Here is a 15695-nt window from a genome sequence, read left to right on the forward strand (position 1 = left end):
CGGCGCGGGCCGCTCCGGCGGTCGCCGTCGTCCTCCTCACCCGGTCCGGTACGCGGAGCGGGCGAGGCGCCGGCCGGTGCCGGACGGGGCCCGTCGGGCCACGGATCACGGCCGGTGTCGGGCGAGCTGGCGGGATACACGCCTCCGATCGTGCCAGACCCGCTGTCCGGTGCGGGGAGCACGGTTTCGGCGACGTTAAAAGGTGAGCTGCGATCAAGGGCAACTCGGGCAAACGGGAAAGGACGTGAAGGTGAAGCCGGGGCCATCGGTTACGCTCAAGCCGTTACCCGCCCGTCAGCGACGCCGGGACCCACGCAAGTTCATCAGCGCACGCCCGGTTCGGGGCGCCGCTGGTCGCGCGCGGCCGATGCGGCCGCCGGGACGGAGGTGATCGTGGAGATCCTGCTGCTGGTGACCGCACGCGCAGGCGAACCATCCGCTGTGCTGCCGGCGCTCGACCTGCTGCCGCACTCGGTCCGCACCGCGCCGCGTGACGTCCGCACCCTGGTCGCCGGCCCCAGCCCGGACGCGGTCATGGTCGACGCCCGCTCCGAGCTGAGCGAGGCCCGCGCCACCTGCCGGATGCTGCACGCCACCGGGCTCGGCGTTCCCCTCGTCGCGGTCGTCACCGAGGCCGGTCTGATCGCGCTCAACGCCGACTGGGGCGTCGACGACGTCATCCTCGCCTCGGCAGGTCCGGCCGAGGTGGAGGCACGGTTGCGCCTCGCGGTCGGCCGGCTGAGCAACGCGACCGCCGGCACCGGCGGCTCCGTCCGGGCGGGCGAGCTGACCATCGACCCCGACACGTACGCCGCCAAGCTCAAGGGCCGGCCGCTGGACCTCACCTACAAGGAGTTCGAGCTGCTGAAGTTCCTGGCCCAGCACCCGGGCCGGGTCTTCACCCGGGACCAGCTGCTGCGCGAGGTCTGGGGCTACGACTACTTCGGCGGCACCCGCACGGTGGACGTGCACGTCCGGCGACTGCGGGCGAAGCTCGGCTCGGAGTACGAGTCGATGATCGGCACGGTCCGCCAGGTCGGTTACAAGTTCGTCGTGCCGCCGTCCCGTTCGCTGCCGGACACGGAGCACGCGCCGCTGCCGGTCTGACCGTCCCCTTCCGCAGGCACTATTACCGATCTGCCCCTTTTGTACGGCTAGCCCGCTCTATTCTGACTGCCGGGTTTGCCAGTCAAAGGGGGAGATCGTGCGTGCATCGACCGCGGTGGCGGAGTCCGGACCGGGACAGGTCCACTGATGCGGGTCAGCCCGGCCGTCCGCTCCCTGGCCACCGTCGCCCTGGTGCTGACCGCCCTGCTCGGCTCCGCGTACGCCCTGGGTCGCAGCCTGGTCCCGGACGCGCCCGGTCGCGGCGTCACCACCGGCGCCACCGCCCCGCACTACGCCGACCAGCCCTCGGCGGGCGGCGGGCCGAGCGGGCCCGACGAGGCCGGGCAGGACGACCCCGGGGGCCCGGACGGGCAGGCCACGCAGTCCGGGGCGCCCGACGACTCCGACGAGGCGTACGGCGCGCACACCACCACGGGCACCGCGACCGTCGCACTGACCTTCGACGACGGCCCGAACCCCCACTACACCCCGCAGGTGCTCACGGTGCTGCGGCAGTACGACGTCAAGGCCACCTTCTGCGTGGTCGGCGAGAACGCGCAGAACCACCCGGACCTGATCCGGGCCATCGTGGCCGACGGGCACACCCTGTGCAACCACACCTGGAACCACGACGTCCGGCTCGGGGCGCGGTCCGCCGACCGGATCCGGGCCGACCTGCTGCGCACCAGCGACGCGATCCGGGCGGCGGCCCCCGGTGCCCCGATCTCCTACTACCGCCAGCCCGGCGGCGCCTGGACACGTACGGTCGTCTCGGTGGCCGAGGAACTCGGCATGGTCCCCCTGCACTGGAACGTGGACCCGTCGGACTGGCAGGCGCCGGGAGCCGGCCGGATCGCCGCCACCGTGGTCACCGGCGTCGTACCCGGCTCGGTGGTGCTGCTGCACGACGCCGGCGGCGACCGGCAGGGCACCGTGGACGCGCTGCACCGAATCCTGCCGGACCTGACGAGCCGGTTCCAGGTGGGGGCGATGCCGACCGGCACGACATGAGCCGGCCGGTCCGGCGCCACCGCGGGCGCGGGCTACGGTGGCCGGCATGAGCGAGCGGAGCGAGCGAATCGTCGGACTCAGTGCGGTGGTGCCTCAGGCCGGCTCCGAGCGAAGCGAGGAGCCGGCATGAGCAACGCCGAACCGACCGTCGACCAGGTGACCCGGACCGACCGGCTCGACCCGGCCGAGGTGACCGACGTGCTGACCCTCGCCCGGCTAGCCGGCGACGCCGACGGGGCGGACCCGTTCGACGAGCACGTCCTGCTCCGCCTCCGGGACGCCGCGGCCCCCGCGGTGCACCTCACCGCCCGCGCCGACGACGGCACCCTGACCGGATATGCGCACCTGGACACCACCGACACCGCCACCGGGACCGGGGTCGAGCTGGTCGTCCACCCCGCGTACCGGCGGCGGGGCACCGGGCGGGCGCTGGCCCGGGGTGTCCTCGCGACGGCCACCGGGCCGCTCCGGGTGTGGGCGCACGGCGACCACCCGTCGGCCGCCGCGCTCGCCGTCGACCTGGGCTTCCGGCGCGCCCGGGTGCTCTGGCAGCTGCGCCGGCCGCTCACCGCGCCGATCCCGGAGCAGCCTCTGCCGGACGGCGTGACGCTGCGCGCGTACCGGCCGGGAGACGACGACGCCGCGTGGCTGGCGCTGAACGCGCGGGCCTTCGCCGAGCACCCGGAGCAGGGCCTCTGGTCGGTCGACGACCTGCGGGTACGCCTGGCGGAGCCCTGGTTCGACCCGGCGGGCTTCCTGCTCGCGGTCGACTCCTCCGACGGCCGGCTGCGCGGCTTCCACTGGACGAAGGTGCACGAGCGGCCCGGGTCCGCCCGCATCGGCGAGGTCTACGTGCTCGGGGTGGACCCCTCGTTCCACGGCGGCGGGCTGGGTCGGGCGCTGACCGCCGCGGGGCTGACGTACCTGCGGGACCGGCGGGGCCTGGACCGGGTGATGCTCTACGTCGACGAGTCGAACACCGGCGCGGTCGCCCTCTACGGGCGGCTCGGCTTCGCGCACTGGTCGGCGCACGTCAACTACCAACTGGGCTGAGTGTTGCGCGGGCGACGGTTCGGCACGGCCGGCAGCGTCGCGGCGCTGCTGCTGACCGTCGGGGCGTGCACGGCGGATCCCGTCACCGGCCCGGTCCCCCGCGAACTGTGCGCCGCCGGCACCCTGGACGCGCAGGGCTCCTCGGCCCAGCGCAACGCGATGGAGATCTGGACCCGCGCCTACCAGCGATCCTGCCCCGGATCGACGATCAACTACGAGCCCTCCGGCTCGGGGGCCGGCATCAAGGCGCTGGTCGCCGGCACCGCCGACTTCGCGGGCAGTGAGTCGCTGCTCGAACCGAAGGAGCAGGAGCAGGCCGACGCGCAGTGTTCGGGCGGTCGGACGATCAGCCTGCCCATGGTGATCGGCCCGGTGGCGGTCGCGTACCGGCTCAGCGGCGTCGCCGAACTCCGGCTGACCCCGGCGACCGTGGCCCGGATCTTCGCGGGCGCGATCTCGACCTGGGACGATCCCGCCGTACGCGCCGACAACCCCGGGGTCGACCTGCCCGCCGCGCCGATCCGGTCGGTGCACCGGTCGGACGACTCCGGCACCACCGAGACCTTCACGACCTACCTCGGGGCCGCGGCGCCGGGTGACTGGACCCTCGGTACGGACCGGACGTGGCCGGGGCCGGGCGGGACCGGCGCGGAGGGTTCGGAGCGGTTGACCGAGGCGGTCGCCGACACCGAGGGCGCGATCGGCTACCTGGAGCTGTCGTACGCCCGGCGGGCGGGCCTGCCGGTAGCCCGGATCCGCAACGCGGCCGGTGAGTTCGTCCCGCCGTCGGCGGAGGGTGCCGGGAAGGCGGTGACCATGCCGGGCAACGGCCTGCCGGTCGAGGTGGACAGCCACACCCGGGTGGCGGGGGCGTACCCGATCGTGCTGGTCACCTACGAGATCCTCTGCGAGCGGGGACTCGCCCCGGACGAGGTGCCACTGGTCCGGGGCTTCCTCGGCTGGACGGCCAGCGCCGAGGGGCAGCGGGCCATCACCGCCCTGGGCTACGCGGCGCTGCCGGATGTGCTGCGCCGCCGGGTGGCCGACCAGGTGGCCGGGATCTCCTGAGCGGCGGCGCGACGGGTCACCGCCGGATAACGGCGGCGACTCGGCGCGGTAACGGCGAACCGGGAAAATACCCATACGTCCGACAGGGGCACCTGAGTTCACGTAACGGACAACTCGCCCTCAGCGAGCGGTCACCACGAGGGTTCAACCTGTTCACCTTTCGTTCACTTGCGACCGGCGAACCGGTCACCTGGCGCTCCTAGCTTTTGGACCAGCCGGTCAGCGTGCCGGTCCGGGTCCCCCAACCCGGGGCCCAGTCAGTCAGACGTGAAGGGAAACCCCTCAGGTGAAGCTCCAGCGGCACGGCACTCTCGCCTGCCTCGCTCTTACCGCGACGCTCGCTCTCAGTGCATGCGGCTCGGACAACAACGAGCCTGCCAGCCCGTCGGCCTCCGGGTCGTCCGCGGCGGCCGACTGCGCCACGGGCACGCTGAACGCTCAGGGATCCTCGGCCCAGAAGAACGCCATGGCCGAGTGGATCAAGGCGTACCAGCAGAAGTGCCAGGGCGTCACCATCAACTACGAGCCCTCGGGCTCCGGCGCCGGCATCGAGGCCTTCATCGCCGGCACCGCCGACTTCGCCGGCTCGGACTCGGCCCTCAAGGAGGACCAGCAGCCCAAGGCCGACGCCCGCTGCGCCACCGGCAAGGCAGTCAACCTGCCGATGGTCATCGGCCCGGTCGCCGTCGCCTACAACCTCACCGGCGTCGAGAACCTCCAGCTGAAGCCGGCCACCCTGGCCAAGATCTTCGCGGGCAAGATCACCAAGTGGGACGACGCGGCCATCAAGGCCGACAACCCGGACGCCAAGCTTCCCGCCACCGCCATCCAGACCGTGCACCGGTCGGACTCGTCGGGCACCACCGACAACTTTACCGACTTCCTGGGCAAGACCGCCGAGGCCGACTGGACCTTCGGCAAGGCCAAGGAGTGGAAGGCCCCGGGCGGCACCGGCGCCAAGGGCTCGGACGGCGTGGCCAGCCGGGTCAAGGGTGCCGAGGGTGCCATCGGCTACATGGAGTGGTCGTTCGCCGAGAACGCCGGCCTGGGCATCGCCAAGGTCGGTAACGGCGCCGGCGAGTTCGCCGAGCTGACCGCGGAGTCGGCCGGCAAGACGATCCAGGGTGCGGCCATCGAGGGTCAGGGCAACGACCTCAAGATGAAGATCGACTACAACACCAAGGAGGCCGGGGCCTACCCGATCGTCCTGGTGACCTACGAGATCGTCTGCGAGAAGGGCACCGCCGCCGACAAGCTGCCGCTGGTGAAGGGCTTCCTCGGCTACGCGGCCAGCACCGAGGGCCAGGCGGAGCTGACCGAGCTGGGCTACGCCCCGCTGCCGGAGACCGTCCGGACCAAGGTCGAGACCGCGGTCACCAGCCTCTCCTGACCCGACCCGACCCCACCATTCCTCAATCGGAGCGAGCGAGCAGATGGGTGACATCCCTCACCGCTCGGCCAACGCCGGCACCGGCGGGAGCCCCGTGACCAACGGTTACGGGAGCCCCGCCGGTGCCTCGGCGCGTACGGCCGAGGCACCAGTCAGCACCCGTACACCGGACGGCCCCGGCCTGGGCGGTGGCGGCGCGCTGCCGCGGGCCCGGAGGTTCGGCGCCGAACGGGCCTTCCGCGGCCTCACGCTGGCCGCCGGCACCGCCGTCCTGGTCGTCATCGCCGCCATCGCGGTGTTCCTGATCATCAAGGCGGTCCCGGCGCTCCGCGCGAACACGGAGAACTTCTGGACGTTCGAGGGCTGGTTCCCGAACGACCCGGAGCCGAAGTTCGGCATCGGTGCGCTCGCCTTCGGCACCGTCCTCAGCTCCGTGATCGCGCTGCTGCTCGCCGTCCCGGTGGCGCTCGGGATCGCGCTCTACCTGTCCCACTACGCGCCGCGCCGGCTGGGTACCTCCCTCGGTTTCCTCATCGACCTGCTCGCCGCCGTGCCCAGCGTGGTCTTCGGCCTCTGGGGCCGGGACTACTTCTCCGGCCCGGTCCGCGACTTCTCGGCGTGGCTGAACACGTACTTCGGCTGGATTCCGCTGTTCGGCGGCGACGGCCCCTTCGGCGCCTCCATCCTGCTCGGCGCGCTGGTGCTCGCGATCATGGTCCTGCCGATCATCACCTCGCTCTCCCGCGAGGTGTTCCTGCAGACCCCGACCGCCAACGAGGAGGCCGCCCTCGCGCTGGGCGCCACCCGCTGGGAGATGCTCCGCACCGCGGTGCTTCCCTACGGCCGCCCCGGCATCATCGCCGCGGTGATGCTCGGCCTGGGCCGCGCGCTCGGCGAGACCATCGCGCTGGCGCTGACCCTCGGCATCACGTTCAACATCTCGTTCAACCTGATCGAGAACGGCGGCAACACCATCGCCGCCAACATCGCCAACGCGTTCGGCGAGGCGAACGAGACGGGTCGGGGCGCGCTGATCGCCTCCGGTCTGGTCCTCTTCGCGATCACGCTGATCGTCAACATCACGGCGCGGGCGATCATCTACCGCCGCCGGGAGTTCACGGAGTCGGCCGCATGACCACCACCGTCACATCCCATCGCACCCGCCCGCCGGCCCAACCGCCGACGCTGCGGGCCCGGCGACTGCCGAAGTACGCCGCGCCGGCCATCGCGCTGGTCGCGCTGCTGGTCGCCGCCGGCCTCGTGTACGGCACGGGCATCGGCGGCCCGGTCCTGGTCGTGGCGATCGGGGCGGTCCTCTACCTGGCCGGGCTCTTCCTCGCCGCCAACGCGGTCGAGGGCCGCCGGTCGGCGCGCAACCGCACCTGGAGCGCGCTGATCCACTCGGCGTTCGTGCTGGCCGTCCTGCCGCTGGCCTCGGTGGTCTGGACGCTGGTCACCAAGGGCGCCGAGCGGCTGGACGCAGACTTCTTCCTCACCTCGATGAACAACATCGGGGCACGCGATCCCAACGGTGGCGCGTACCACGCCATCGTCGGCACCCTGGAGCAGGTCGGCATCGCCACCCTGATCACCGTCCCGGTCGGGGTCCTCTGCGCGATCTACATCGTCGAGTACGGCCGGGGCGCGTTCGCCGCCGCGATCCGGTTCTTCGTCGACGTGATGACCGGCATCCCGTCGATCGTCTCCGGTCTGTTCATCCTGGCTTTCTGGATCCTGATCGTGTCGCCGTACTTCAACGACGGGCGGCCGGGATTCTCCGGCTTCGCCGCGGCACTGGCCCTCAGCGTGCTGATGCTCCCGACGATCGTCCGGTCGACGGAGGAGATGCTGCGCCTCGTGCCGGCGCCGCTGCGCGAGGGCGCGTACGCGCTCGGCGTGCCGAAGTGGAAGACCATCCTGCGGGTCGTGCTGCCGACCGCCCTGCCGGGCATCGTCACCGGCGTCATGCTCGCCATCGCCCGCGCGGCCGGCGAGACCGCCCCGGTGCTGCTCGTTGCCGGCGGTGGCGCGGCGATCAACTTCAACCCCTTCGAGAACAACCAGTCGTCGCTGGCCCTCTTCGTCTACCAGCAGGCCGGTGACGCGTCCAGGTACGCGCCGGCGCGGGCGTGGACCGCGGCACTCACCCTGGTCGCCCTCGTGCTGATCCTGACGATCGCGGCGAAGCTGCTGGCCCGTCGCAACCGGCTCGGCCGATGAACCCCGGAGGTACCACCACCATGGCCAAGCGCATCGAAGCCTCGAACGTCACCGCCTACTACGGCGGTTTCAAGGCGATCGAGAACATCAACCTGACCGTCGAACCCAAGACGGTGACCGCCCTGATCGGCCCCTCCGGCTGCGGCAAGTCCACCTTCCTGCGGTCGATCAACCGGATGCACGAGGTGCTCCCGGGGGCCCGGGTCGAGGGCAGCCTCACCATCGACGGGCAGGACATCTACGACCGCGACGTGGACGTCACCGCCGTCCGCCGGATGATCGGCATGGTCTTCCAGCGCCCGAACCCGTTCCCCACCATGAGCATCTACGAGAACGTGGTGGCCGGGCTGCGCCTCAACGGCGTACGGCGCAAGTCGATCCTGGACGAGGCGGCCGAGAAGGCGCTGAAGTCGGCGAACCTGTGGGACGAGGTGAAGGACCGCCTCGCCAAGCCGGGTGCCGGCCTCTCCGGCGGTCAGCAGCAGCGGCTCTGCATCGCCCGTACCATCGCGGTCGAGCCGCAGGTCGTGCTCATGGACGAGCCCTGCTCGGCGCTCGACCCGATCTCCACGCTGGCCATCGAGGACCTGATGTTCCAGCTGAAGGACAAGTTCACGATCATCATCGTGACGCACAACATGCAGCAGGCCGCCCGTGTCTCGGACCGGACCGCCTTCTTCTCCATCGAGAAGACCGGCGACCCGGGCCGCCTCATCGAGTACGACAACACCCAGAAGATCTTCAGCAACCCGAGCGTGAAGAAGACCGAGGACTACATCACCGGCCGCTTCGGCTGAGCCGCCTTCCCGGTCCACCGGCGCCTCGCCCACGGCGGGGCGCCGGTGTCGTTGCGGGGTGCCCACCCTTGATCACGCTCGATGCGGGAAGTAGTGGCCTCGATGCGCCTGCGACACCACTACTTCCGTGATCGAGCGCGATCAGGGAGGGCTCAGCAGGAAGCGGGGGCCGTCGGGCGTCGACTCCAGGTGTGGTGTGACCGGGGTGGCGGCGTCGCGGGTCGTCGCCGCGTGGGCCACCCCGTCCAGGTCACCGCAGGCCGCCACCTGACCGAGGGTGACCAGGGTGGGCGGGAGCATGGTCAGCTCGCCCGCCGCCGCCCGGTCGCGGGCGTCGGCCGGCCGGGCCCAGAGCACGCGGTCGGCCTCGCGGGAGACGTCCCGGGTCCGCTGCCCCTCGGGCAGCAGAGCCAGGAAGAAGTACGTGTCGAAGCGGCGCGGCTCGAACTCCGGGGTGATCCACCGGCTCCACGGCAGCAGCAGGTCGGACCGGAGGGTGAGCCCTCGCTGCGCGAGCAGGTCGGCGAAGCCCACCTCGTGCCGTTCCAGGGCGATCCGGGCCGCCTCCCAGTCGTCGCCGCTGACGTCGCCCACCACGGTCTGCGCGTCCGGGCCGGCGAGCAGCACACCAGCCTCCTCGAACACCTCCCGCGCGGCCGCGCACACCACCGCCTGGGCGGCCTCCGGAGACAGGCCGAGCCGGGCACCCCACTGGGCGGGGTCCGGGCCGGCCCAGTCCACGTGCGCCTGCGAGTCCGAGGCGTCCACACCGCCACCGGGAAAGGCGTACATCCCGCCGAAGGCCATCGCGGCGACCCGGCGGATCAGGTAGACCTCGAAGTCGGCCGGGGCCGGACGCAGCAGCAGCACGGTCGCCGCGACCCGCGGCACGGCCGGGGTGCCCCCCTCGGCACGGAACCGGCGGGCGTGCTCCACCAGCGCCGGCGGGGCGGGGAAGCCATCGCGCTCGATCGTCATGCGGTGAGCCTAGGCCACGCCCCGCCGCCACGACGCGGCCCGTTTCCCGCCCCCCGGAACCCCGTCCCGCTCCCCCGGTGATCTTCGCTAGCGTTGCGGCATGACTCGTTGGGGCATCCTCGCCACCGGCCACATCGCCGGTCGGTTCGCCGAAGACCTCCGGCTGGTGCCGGGCGCCGAGCTGGTCGCGGTCGGCTCGCGTACGCGGGAGAGCGCCGAGCGCTTCGCGGCCCGGCACGGCGCGCGGCGGGCGTACGCCTCCTGGGCGGAACTGGCCGCGGACGCCGACCTGGACGTCGTCTACGTGGCCACCCCGCACGCCGCCCACCACGCCGCGGCCCTGACCTGTCTCCGGGCGGGCCGCGCGGTGCTGCTGGAGAAGCCCTTCACCCTCGACCTGGCCACCAGCCGGGAGCTGGTCGACGCCGCGCGCGCCGCCGGGGTCTTCCTCATGGAGGCCATGTGGATGCGGACGAACCCGCTGGTACGCCGGATGTGCGAGCTGATCGCCGACGGCGCGATCGGCGCGGTGACCAGTGTGCGGGCGGACTTCGGGGCGGCCGGTGAGTTCCCGCCGGAGCACCGGATGCGGGCCCGCGCCCTGGGCGGTGGCGCGCTGCTGGACCTGGGTGTGTACCCGGTGAGCCTGGCGCACCTGCTGCTCGGGGTGCCCGATCACGTGCGCTCGTGGGCGAAGGTGAGCCCGGAGGGCGTGGACGAGAACACCGGGATCGTGTTCGGGTACGACTCGGGGGCGGTGGCCACGTTGAGCTGCGGCATGGTGGGGGCCACCCCGCTGGTCGCCTCGATCACCGGCACCGGCGGGCGGATCGACCTGCCGGAGCCGTTCTTCCGGCCCGGCTCGATGACGCTGCACCGGGACGGCGCCGAGCCGGAGACCGTCACGACGGAGCTGGTCGGCAACGGCTACCAGTACGAGGCCGAGGAGGTCCAGCGCTGCCTCGCGGCGGGTCTCCCGGAGAGTCCGCTCGTGCCGCACTCGGTCACGCTGGAGGTCATGGCGCTGCTCGACGGCATCCGCGCGCAGATCGGCGTCGATTACACCTAGGTGCGTCAGGAAGGGCCCCTTGTACAACGCCAGGCGTTGACAAGGGGCCCTTCCTTCTGTCAGCTGAAGAGGGGGCGGACCAGGAAGTACATGAGGGCGCCGATGGAGCCGGCGGCCGGGAAGGTCAGGATCCAGGCGCCGATGATGTTGCCGGCGACGCCCCAGCGCACGGCCGAGAGCCGCTTGGTGGCCCCGACACCCATGATCGCCGAGGTGATCGTGTGGGTGGTCGAGATCGGGGCGCCCAGGACCAGCGCGTTGAAGTAGAGCACCGAGCTGGCCACGGTCTCGGCCGCGAAGCCCTCCGGCGGACGCAGGTCGATGATCTTCCGTCCGAGGGTCCGGATGATCCGCCAGCCACCGGCGTACGTGCCGGCCGCGAGGACGGCCGCCGAGGTCCAGAACGCCCACTCCGGGATGAACTCCGGATCGTCCTGGAAGCCGCCCACGTAGAGGGCGAGCACCACGATGCCGATGGTCTTGGCGGCGTCCTGCATGCCGTGGCCGACCGACATGGCGGCGGCCGAGGCGGTCTGCGCCCAGCGGAAGCCCCGGTTCAGCTTGCCCGGGTGCCCCTTCCGGAAGATCCACTGCACGGCGATCATGACGATGTAACCGAGCAGGAAGCCGACCATCGGCGAGAGGATCATCGGGATGATGACGCTCTCCCCGATACCGGTCCACAGGACCGTGCCGGAGGCGGCGATCGTCGAGCCGACCAGGCCGCCGATCAACGCATGCGACGAGGAGGACGGCAGGCCGAAGTACCAGGTGATCAGGTTCCAGACGATCGCGCCGATCACGCCGGCGAAGACGATGGCCAGGCTGGCCTGCCCGGTGGGTAGTTTCACCAGCCCGCTACCGACGGTCTTGGCCACCTCGGCACCGAAGTGCGCGCCGATGAAGTTGCCGACCGCCGCCATGGCGAGGGCCACGCGGGGTGTCAGCGCGCGGGTGGAGATGCTGGTCGCGATCGCGTTGGCGGCGTCGTGGAACCCGTTGGTGTAGTCGAACGCCAGGGCCACCGCGATCACCGCCAGCACGGCGATGAGTTCGGGACTCACAGGATCAGGACTCCTTGACCGCGATGGTCTCGACGGTGTTGGCCACGTGCTCGAAGGCGTCGCAGGCCGCCTCCAGCTCGTCGGCGACCTCCTTCATCTTCAGTACCGTCAGGGCGTCGTACTCCCCGGAGAAGAGGCGGACCAGCAGCATCCGGTACATCTGGTCACCGGTGTTCTCGAGCCGGTTGCACTCGATCCAGTAGTCCTCGAGGTCCTTCATCGACTTCAGCCGGGGCATCGCCTCGGCGGTCAGCTTCGCCTGCTGGTCCAGCACGTTGACCAGCTCGTGCATCTCCCGGGGGAGCGACGGGAGCTTGGTCAGGCCGTACAGGTAGAGCAGGTTGCCGACCGCCTCAAGGTGGTCCATGACGTCGTCCAGCAGCGACCCGAGCCGGTAGATGTCCTCCCGGTCGAACGGCGTGATGAACGTGGAGTTGATCTTCTTGTACAGCTCGTGGGTGATCTGGTCGCTGTCGTGCTCCACCTCGGTCAGCCGTTCGCTGACCGACTGCACCTCGACTCCGGGCAGCCCCAGCTCGTTCAGCAGTTCGGTGCCCTTCACCAGGTTCTGCGCGGCCCTGGTGAAGAGCTCGTAGAAGGCGCCCTCGTTCGGGCGGAAGGAAAACTTCACAGCACGGACCTCGTCGTGTCGGTGGAAGGGTGGAGGCTCCCCCGGAGAGGCGCCCGCCTGGGAATGCTAGGAAACGACGGATCCGGGAAAACGGCGGCCCACCTCTGGCCAGCTCCGATCTACCCTCTGTTCACCTTCCGTTAACTTTCACCGGTCCCGTGGCTCCCAGCAGTCGCTCCCGTTCCCGTCGTACGTCGAAGGTGGCAGCCGGATACCCGAGACCGAGCGTGTCGAACGTCTCACGCAGCAGGTGGGCCACCGCCCAGTCGCGGTACCACTTCCGGTCCGCCGGCACCAGGAACCAGGGCGCGGCGTCCGTGTCGCACCGGCCCAGAGCCTCGGCGTACGCGGCCTGGTAGTCGTTCCAGCGGGCCCGCGCGTCGACGTCACCCGGGTTGTACTTCCAGTGCTTGCGCGGGTCGTCCAGCCGTGCCAGCAGGCGCTTGCCCTGCTCGTGGTGGGAGATGTGCAGCATCACCTTGACCAGGGTGAGCCCGTCGTCGGCCAGCTCCCGCTCGAAGGCGTTGATCTCGTCGTACCGGGCCCGCCAGGTCGCCTCCGGCACCAGGGAGTCGACCCGGGCCACCAGCACGTCCTCGTAGTGCGACCGGTTGAAGACACCCACGTACCCGGCCGCGGGCAGGGCGCGCCGGATCCGCCACAGGAAGTCGTGGGCCAACTCCTGCTCCGTCGGCGGGCCGAACGAGCGGATGTGCAGCCCGAGCGGGTTCATCGCACCGGCGACACGCTTGATCGTGCCGTCCTTGCCCCCGCTGTCCATCGCCTGGAGCACCAGCAGCACCCGCCGCCCCGCCGCCGGGCCCGGGACGGCCGGAACCGCCGGCGCCTTCGCGCAGGCGAAGAGCATCTCCTGCTGCCGTCCCAGTCCGACACCGAGCAGCTCGACCTGGGTACGCGCCCACGCCTTGCGGTCCTCACCGGTCACCTCCCGGTCGGGCAGCCCCGGCGTCGACCGCGGGTCGACGGCCGCGAGTTCGACCGCGTCACCGGACGCGACCCGCAGCAACTCCCGCATCGTCCCCCCGACCGGCTCCACCACGGCGGCCCCGTCGCTCCCGCTGGTCCCGTCGGTCCCACTCACCTCGCTCATCCCGCGATCATCACCCACCCCGCCCAAGACCGCCCGCCGACAACCACCGCCTGATCGTCGTGCTCCGGGTGAGATGGCCCCGACCGCCCATTACCGCGATCCCCGCTTTGCTCTGCACCCCGATGCGCGCCGGTAACCGTACGCAGCGAAGCCGCCCCAACGACTGCCAAGAGCGCAATGAAAAAGCCCAGGTGGTTCGGGTGGTGCGTCCAGGGGTGCAGAGCAAAGTGCCCGACAGTGTGTGGCGGTTGCCGAGCCAGTGATCACACTCCGTGACCCGCGCCGTCCTTGACGTCCAGTAACCGGGTACTCGGGCAGCGACCGGCGTGAGGGCCCGCGTCGACGTCCTCGATCAAGCTCGGCCGCGTAGATCCACTCGCACGAAAGGGAGGATTTCCCTGCTGTCACGCTCGGGGGCCGTGCGGCGTCCTCCGACAGGGGAGGATCGTCCCGTGTATCGGGGAGGGAGCGACGGGATGGGCGACCTGACGGCGGAGTTCGAGGCGGAGCGAGGCCGGCTCACCGCAGTCGCGTACCGGATGCTGGGCAGCCGCAGCGAGGCCGAGGACGCCGTCCAGGAGACCTGGCTGCGGTATGCGGCGGCGCTCGCCGACCCCGCGGCCCGCGCCGAGATCCGCCAGCTCGGTGCCTGGCTGACCACCACCTGCTCCCGGATCTGCCTGGACGTGCTCCGCTCGGCGCGGGTGCGTCGGGAGACGTACCCGGGCCAGTGGCTGCCCGAGCCGGTGGTCACGCCGCTGGACGCCCTCCCCCGGTCGGACGGCTTCGCACCCGACCCGGCCGAGCGGGTGGTCCGCGCCGACCAGGTCGGCACCGCCCTGCTGGTGGTGCTGGAGCGGCTGAGCCCCGAGCAGCGGGTCGCGTTCGTCCTGCACGACGTCTTCGCGGTGCCCTTCGCCCGGGTCGGCGAGGTGCTCGGCACCACCGACGTCGCCGCCCGACAGCTCGCCTCCCGGGCCCGCCGCGCGGTCAACGCCCCGGACGCGCCCCGGCACACCGCCGACACCGCCGAGCAGCAACGCGTCGTGCGGGCGTTCGTCGCCGCCACCGAGTCGGGTGAGCTGGACCAACTGGTGAAGGTCCTCGCCCCGGACGTGGTCCTGGTCGGCGACGGCGGCGGGCACTTCCCGGCCGGCCCGAACCGGATCCTCGGCGCCGACAAGGTCGCCCGCTTCACCCTCGGGCTGTTCGGCCAGGCCGGCCGCTACGGTGGCCGGCTGCGTGCCCGGCCGGTGCTGGTCGACGGTGTCCTGGGGCTCCAGTTGGAGACGGTGTTCCGCGACGGCCGGCCGCTGCGGCTGGTCACCGCCCTGGCCGTGCACGAGGGGCGGGTGACCGGAATCTTCAACCAGCTGAACCCGGAGAAGGTGCGCGACGTGCCGCCGCTCGGCCCGGAGGACACCTGGCCACCGCGCTGGTGACGGCCACGACGACGGCGCCGGCTCAGACCACCAGGGCCAGCCACTTCCGGTACGACGTGGCGAACGGCTCGGTGCCGTCACCCAGTGCACCGAGGAGCCATCCGGCGGCGGCCTCCGCCTCGGCGATCACGTCGTCCGGGTAGCCGAAGCGGACCCGGTGCTCGGCGAACTCGTCCTCGTCGCGCAGCTCGACGAGGCCGGTGGCCCGTCGCCGTACGACGTCCAGGTCGAGGTCGACCAGGTGGACCGTGTCCTCGTCGGCCCAGCGGGCGGGTGTGGTGATGTCGCAGTAGACCTCGCTGGTCCGCGGCGGCGGGTTGAACATGCCCGTCCACCAGGCCGCGTGCGGCACCAGGAGGACGAAGGGGATCTGCTCCACCGACGGGCGGCCGTGGTAGACCGAGGCGGTGCCGGCGGTGACGCCGAGCCAGATTCCGAGGTCGTCCTCGGCCAGCCGGCGGGCCGGATAGTCGCGGTGGGCGCTGCCGTCGTACTTGCGGTAGATCACACGGACCACATCGCTCGGCATGATTCGCACCCTAACCGATTCGGCCCAGGCGTCGCCGCAGGGATGTAACCGGGCGCGGCCGTACGGATGCCGGACCGTGACGGTGTCCCGGGCCGTGCCGCGCGGCCGGTGTCGGGTCCGGCGGGTACCGTCGCACGGTGACTCCGCCCCGCACCGCCACCGGTTCCGCCAGCCCCTCGCCGCGCACCGGGCGACGGCGCCGGGGCGACCGGCCCAGCGGCGCGG

15 protein-coding genes are annotated in these 15695 nt (G+C 71.7%); 10 read left to right on the forward strand and 5 right to left on the reverse strand.

Annotated elements, in window-relative coordinates; all coding sequences use genetic code 11:
* Positions 1 to 387 precede the first annotated feature (387 nt).
* From AB0I76_RS09320 to pstB, 8 genes are all read left to right on the forward strand, one after another.
* Positions 388 to 1107 (forward strand): response regulator transcription factor, encoded by a 720-nt coding sequence (locus AB0I76_RS09320; protein WP_357032236.1) that lies wholly within the window; start codon positions 388 to 390, stop codon positions 1105 to 1107.
* 147 nt (positions 1108 to 1254) lie between these two features.
* A complete protein-coding gene (locus AB0I76_RS09325) occupies positions 1255 to 2118 on the forward strand; it encodes a polysaccharide deacetylase family protein (protein ID WP_357032239.1) in 864 nt (287 codons plus the stop codon).
* Between the two features lie 126 nt (positions 2119 to 2244).
* Positions 2245 to 3171, forward strand: coding sequence for a mycothiol synthase (gene mshD / locus AB0I76_RS09330; RefSeq protein WP_357032243.1), 927 nt, complete (start codon positions 2245 to 2247; stop codon positions 3169 to 3171).
* Positions 3172 to 4239, forward strand: a complete 1068-nt coding sequence (gene pstS / locus AB0I76_RS09335) for a phosphate ABC transporter substrate-binding protein PstS (protein ID WP_357032246.1) — start codon at positions 3172 to 3174, stop codon at positions 4237 to 4239.
* Between the two features lie 286 nt (positions 4240 to 4525).
* Positions 4526 to 5629, forward strand: a complete 1104-nt coding sequence (gene pstS / locus AB0I76_RS09340) for a phosphate ABC transporter substrate-binding protein PstS (protein ID WP_357032249.1) — start codon at positions 4526 to 4528, stop codon at positions 5627 to 5629.
* Positions 5630 to 5672: 43 nt separating this feature from the next.
* Positions 5673 to 6764, forward strand: a complete 1092-nt coding sequence (pstC, locus tag AB0I76_RS09345; protein ID WP_357032252.1) for a phosphate ABC transporter permease subunit PstC — start codon at positions 5673 to 5675, stop codon at positions 6762 to 6764.
* Positions 6761 to 7849, forward strand: a complete 1089-nt coding sequence (pstA, locus tag AB0I76_RS09350; protein WP_357032255.1) for a phosphate ABC transporter permease PstA — start codon at positions 6761 to 6763, stop codon at positions 7847 to 7849. Before pstC ends, pstA begins: the two co-directional genes overlap by 4 nt.
* Positions 7850 to 7869: 20 nt before the next feature.
* Positions 7870 to 8646, forward strand: coding sequence for a phosphate ABC transporter ATP-binding protein PstB (gene pstB, locus AB0I76_RS09355; RefSeq protein WP_357032258.1), 777 nt, complete (start codon positions 7870 to 7872; stop codon positions 8644 to 8646).
* A gap of 141 nt (positions 8647 to 8787) precedes the next feature.
* On the opposite strand, the gene AB0I76_RS09360 is transcribed toward pstB, so the two are convergent.
* Complete coding sequence (locus AB0I76_RS09360; RefSeq protein ID WP_357032262.1) at positions 8788 to 9624, reverse strand: NUDIX hydrolase; 837 nt, start codon at positions 9622 to 9624, stop codon at positions 8788 to 8790.
* Positions 9625 to 9724: 100 nt separating this feature from the next.
* Between AB0I76_RS09360 and AB0I76_RS09365 the strand changes: the two genes are divergently transcribed.
* Positions 9725 to 10693: a Gfo/Idh/MocA family oxidoreductase gene (locus AB0I76_RS09365; RefSeq protein WP_357032265.1), complete on the forward strand. Its 969-nt coding sequence runs from the start codon at positions 9725 to 9727 to the stop codon at positions 10691 to 10693.
* A gap of 59 nt (positions 10694 to 10752) precedes the next feature.
* Here the strand turns inward: AB0I76_RS09365 and AB0I76_RS09370 are convergent, their stop codons facing one another.
* From AB0I76_RS09370 to AB0I76_RS09380, 3 genes are all read right to left on the reverse strand, one after another.
* Positions 10753 to 11757, reverse strand: a complete 1005-nt coding sequence (locus AB0I76_RS09370) for an inorganic phosphate transporter (protein WP_357032268.1) — start codon at positions 11755 to 11757, stop codon at positions 10753 to 10755.
* Positions 11758 to 11761: 4 nt separating this feature from the next.
* On the reverse strand, positions 11762 to 12388 hold the full coding sequence (locus AB0I76_RS09375) for a DUF47 family protein (RefSeq protein ID WP_357032271.1): 627 nt from the start codon (positions 12386 to 12388) through the stop codon (positions 11762 to 11764).
* A gap of 130 nt (positions 12389 to 12518) precedes the next feature.
* Positions 12519 to 13424 (reverse strand): PPK2 family polyphosphate kinase, encoded by a 906-nt coding sequence (locus AB0I76_RS09380; RefSeq protein ID WP_357032280.1) that lies wholly within the window; start codon positions 13422 to 13424, stop codon positions 12519 to 12521.
* Between the two features lie 551 nt (positions 13425 to 13975).
* Here AB0I76_RS09380 and sigJ point away from each other — a divergent pair.
* Entirely contained in the window at positions 13976 to 14941 is a 966-nt protein-coding gene (sigJ, locus tag AB0I76_RS09385) for an RNA polymerase sigma factor SigJ (RefSeq protein ID WP_357032274.1), read from the forward strand.
* A 22-nt stretch (positions 14942 to 14963) separates the two neighbouring features.
* Here sigJ and AB0I76_RS09390 read toward each other — a convergent pair whose 3' ends face one another.
* On the reverse strand, positions 14964 to 15470 hold the full coding sequence (locus AB0I76_RS09390; protein ID WP_357032277.1) for a DUF402 domain-containing protein: 507 nt from the start codon (positions 15468 to 15470) through the stop codon (positions 14964 to 14966).
* Positions 15471 to 15695 lie beyond the last annotated feature (225 nt).

It is taken from the genome of Micromonospora sp. NPDC049799, assembly GCF_040656655.1.
Taxonomy (GTDB): domain Bacteria; phylum Actinomycetota; class Actinomycetes; order Mycobacteriales; family Micromonosporaceae; genus Micromonospora.

Bases quoted from the DNA above. Each gene is read 5' to 3' on its own strand.
- AB0I76_RS09365 (WP_357032265.1), top strand. From the start codon at position 9,725: ATGACTCGTTGGGGCATCCTCGCCACCGGCCACATCGCCGGTCGGTTC.
- AB0I76_RS09380 (WP_357032280.1), bottom strand. From the start codon at position 13,424: ATGCGGGAGTTGCTGCGGGTCGCGTCCGGTGACGCGGTCGAACTCGCG.
- AB0I76_RS09360 (WP_357032262.1), bottom strand. From the start codon at position 9,624: ATGACGATCGAGCGCGATGGCTTCCCCGCCCCGCCGGCGCTGGTGGAG.
- AB0I76_RS09325 (WP_357032239.1), top strand. From the start codon at position 1,255: ATGCGGGTCAGCCCGGCCGTCCGCTCCCTGGCCACCGTCGCCCTGGTG.
- mshD (WP_357032243.1), top strand. From the start codon at position 2,245: ATGAGCAACGCCGAACCGACCGTCGACCAGGTGACCCGGACCGACCGG.
- sigJ (WP_357032274.1), top strand. From the start codon at position 13,976: ATGGGCGACCTGACGGCGGAGTTCGAGGCGGAGCGAGGCCGGCTCACC.
- AB0I76_RS09390 (WP_357032277.1), bottom strand. From the start codon at position 15,470: ATGCCGAGCGATGTGGTCCGTGTGATCTACCGCAAGTACGACGGCAGC.
- pstB (WP_357032258.1), top strand. From the start codon at position 7,870: ATGGCCAAGCGCATCGAAGCCTCGAACGTCACCGCCTACTACGGCGGT.
- pstA (WP_357032255.1), top strand. From the start codon at position 6,761: ATGACCACCACCGTCACATCCCATCGCACCCGCCCGCCGGCCCAACCG.
- pstC (WP_357032252.1), top strand. From the start codon at position 5,673: ATGGGTGACATCCCTCACCGCTCGGCCAACGCCGGCACCGGCGGGAGC.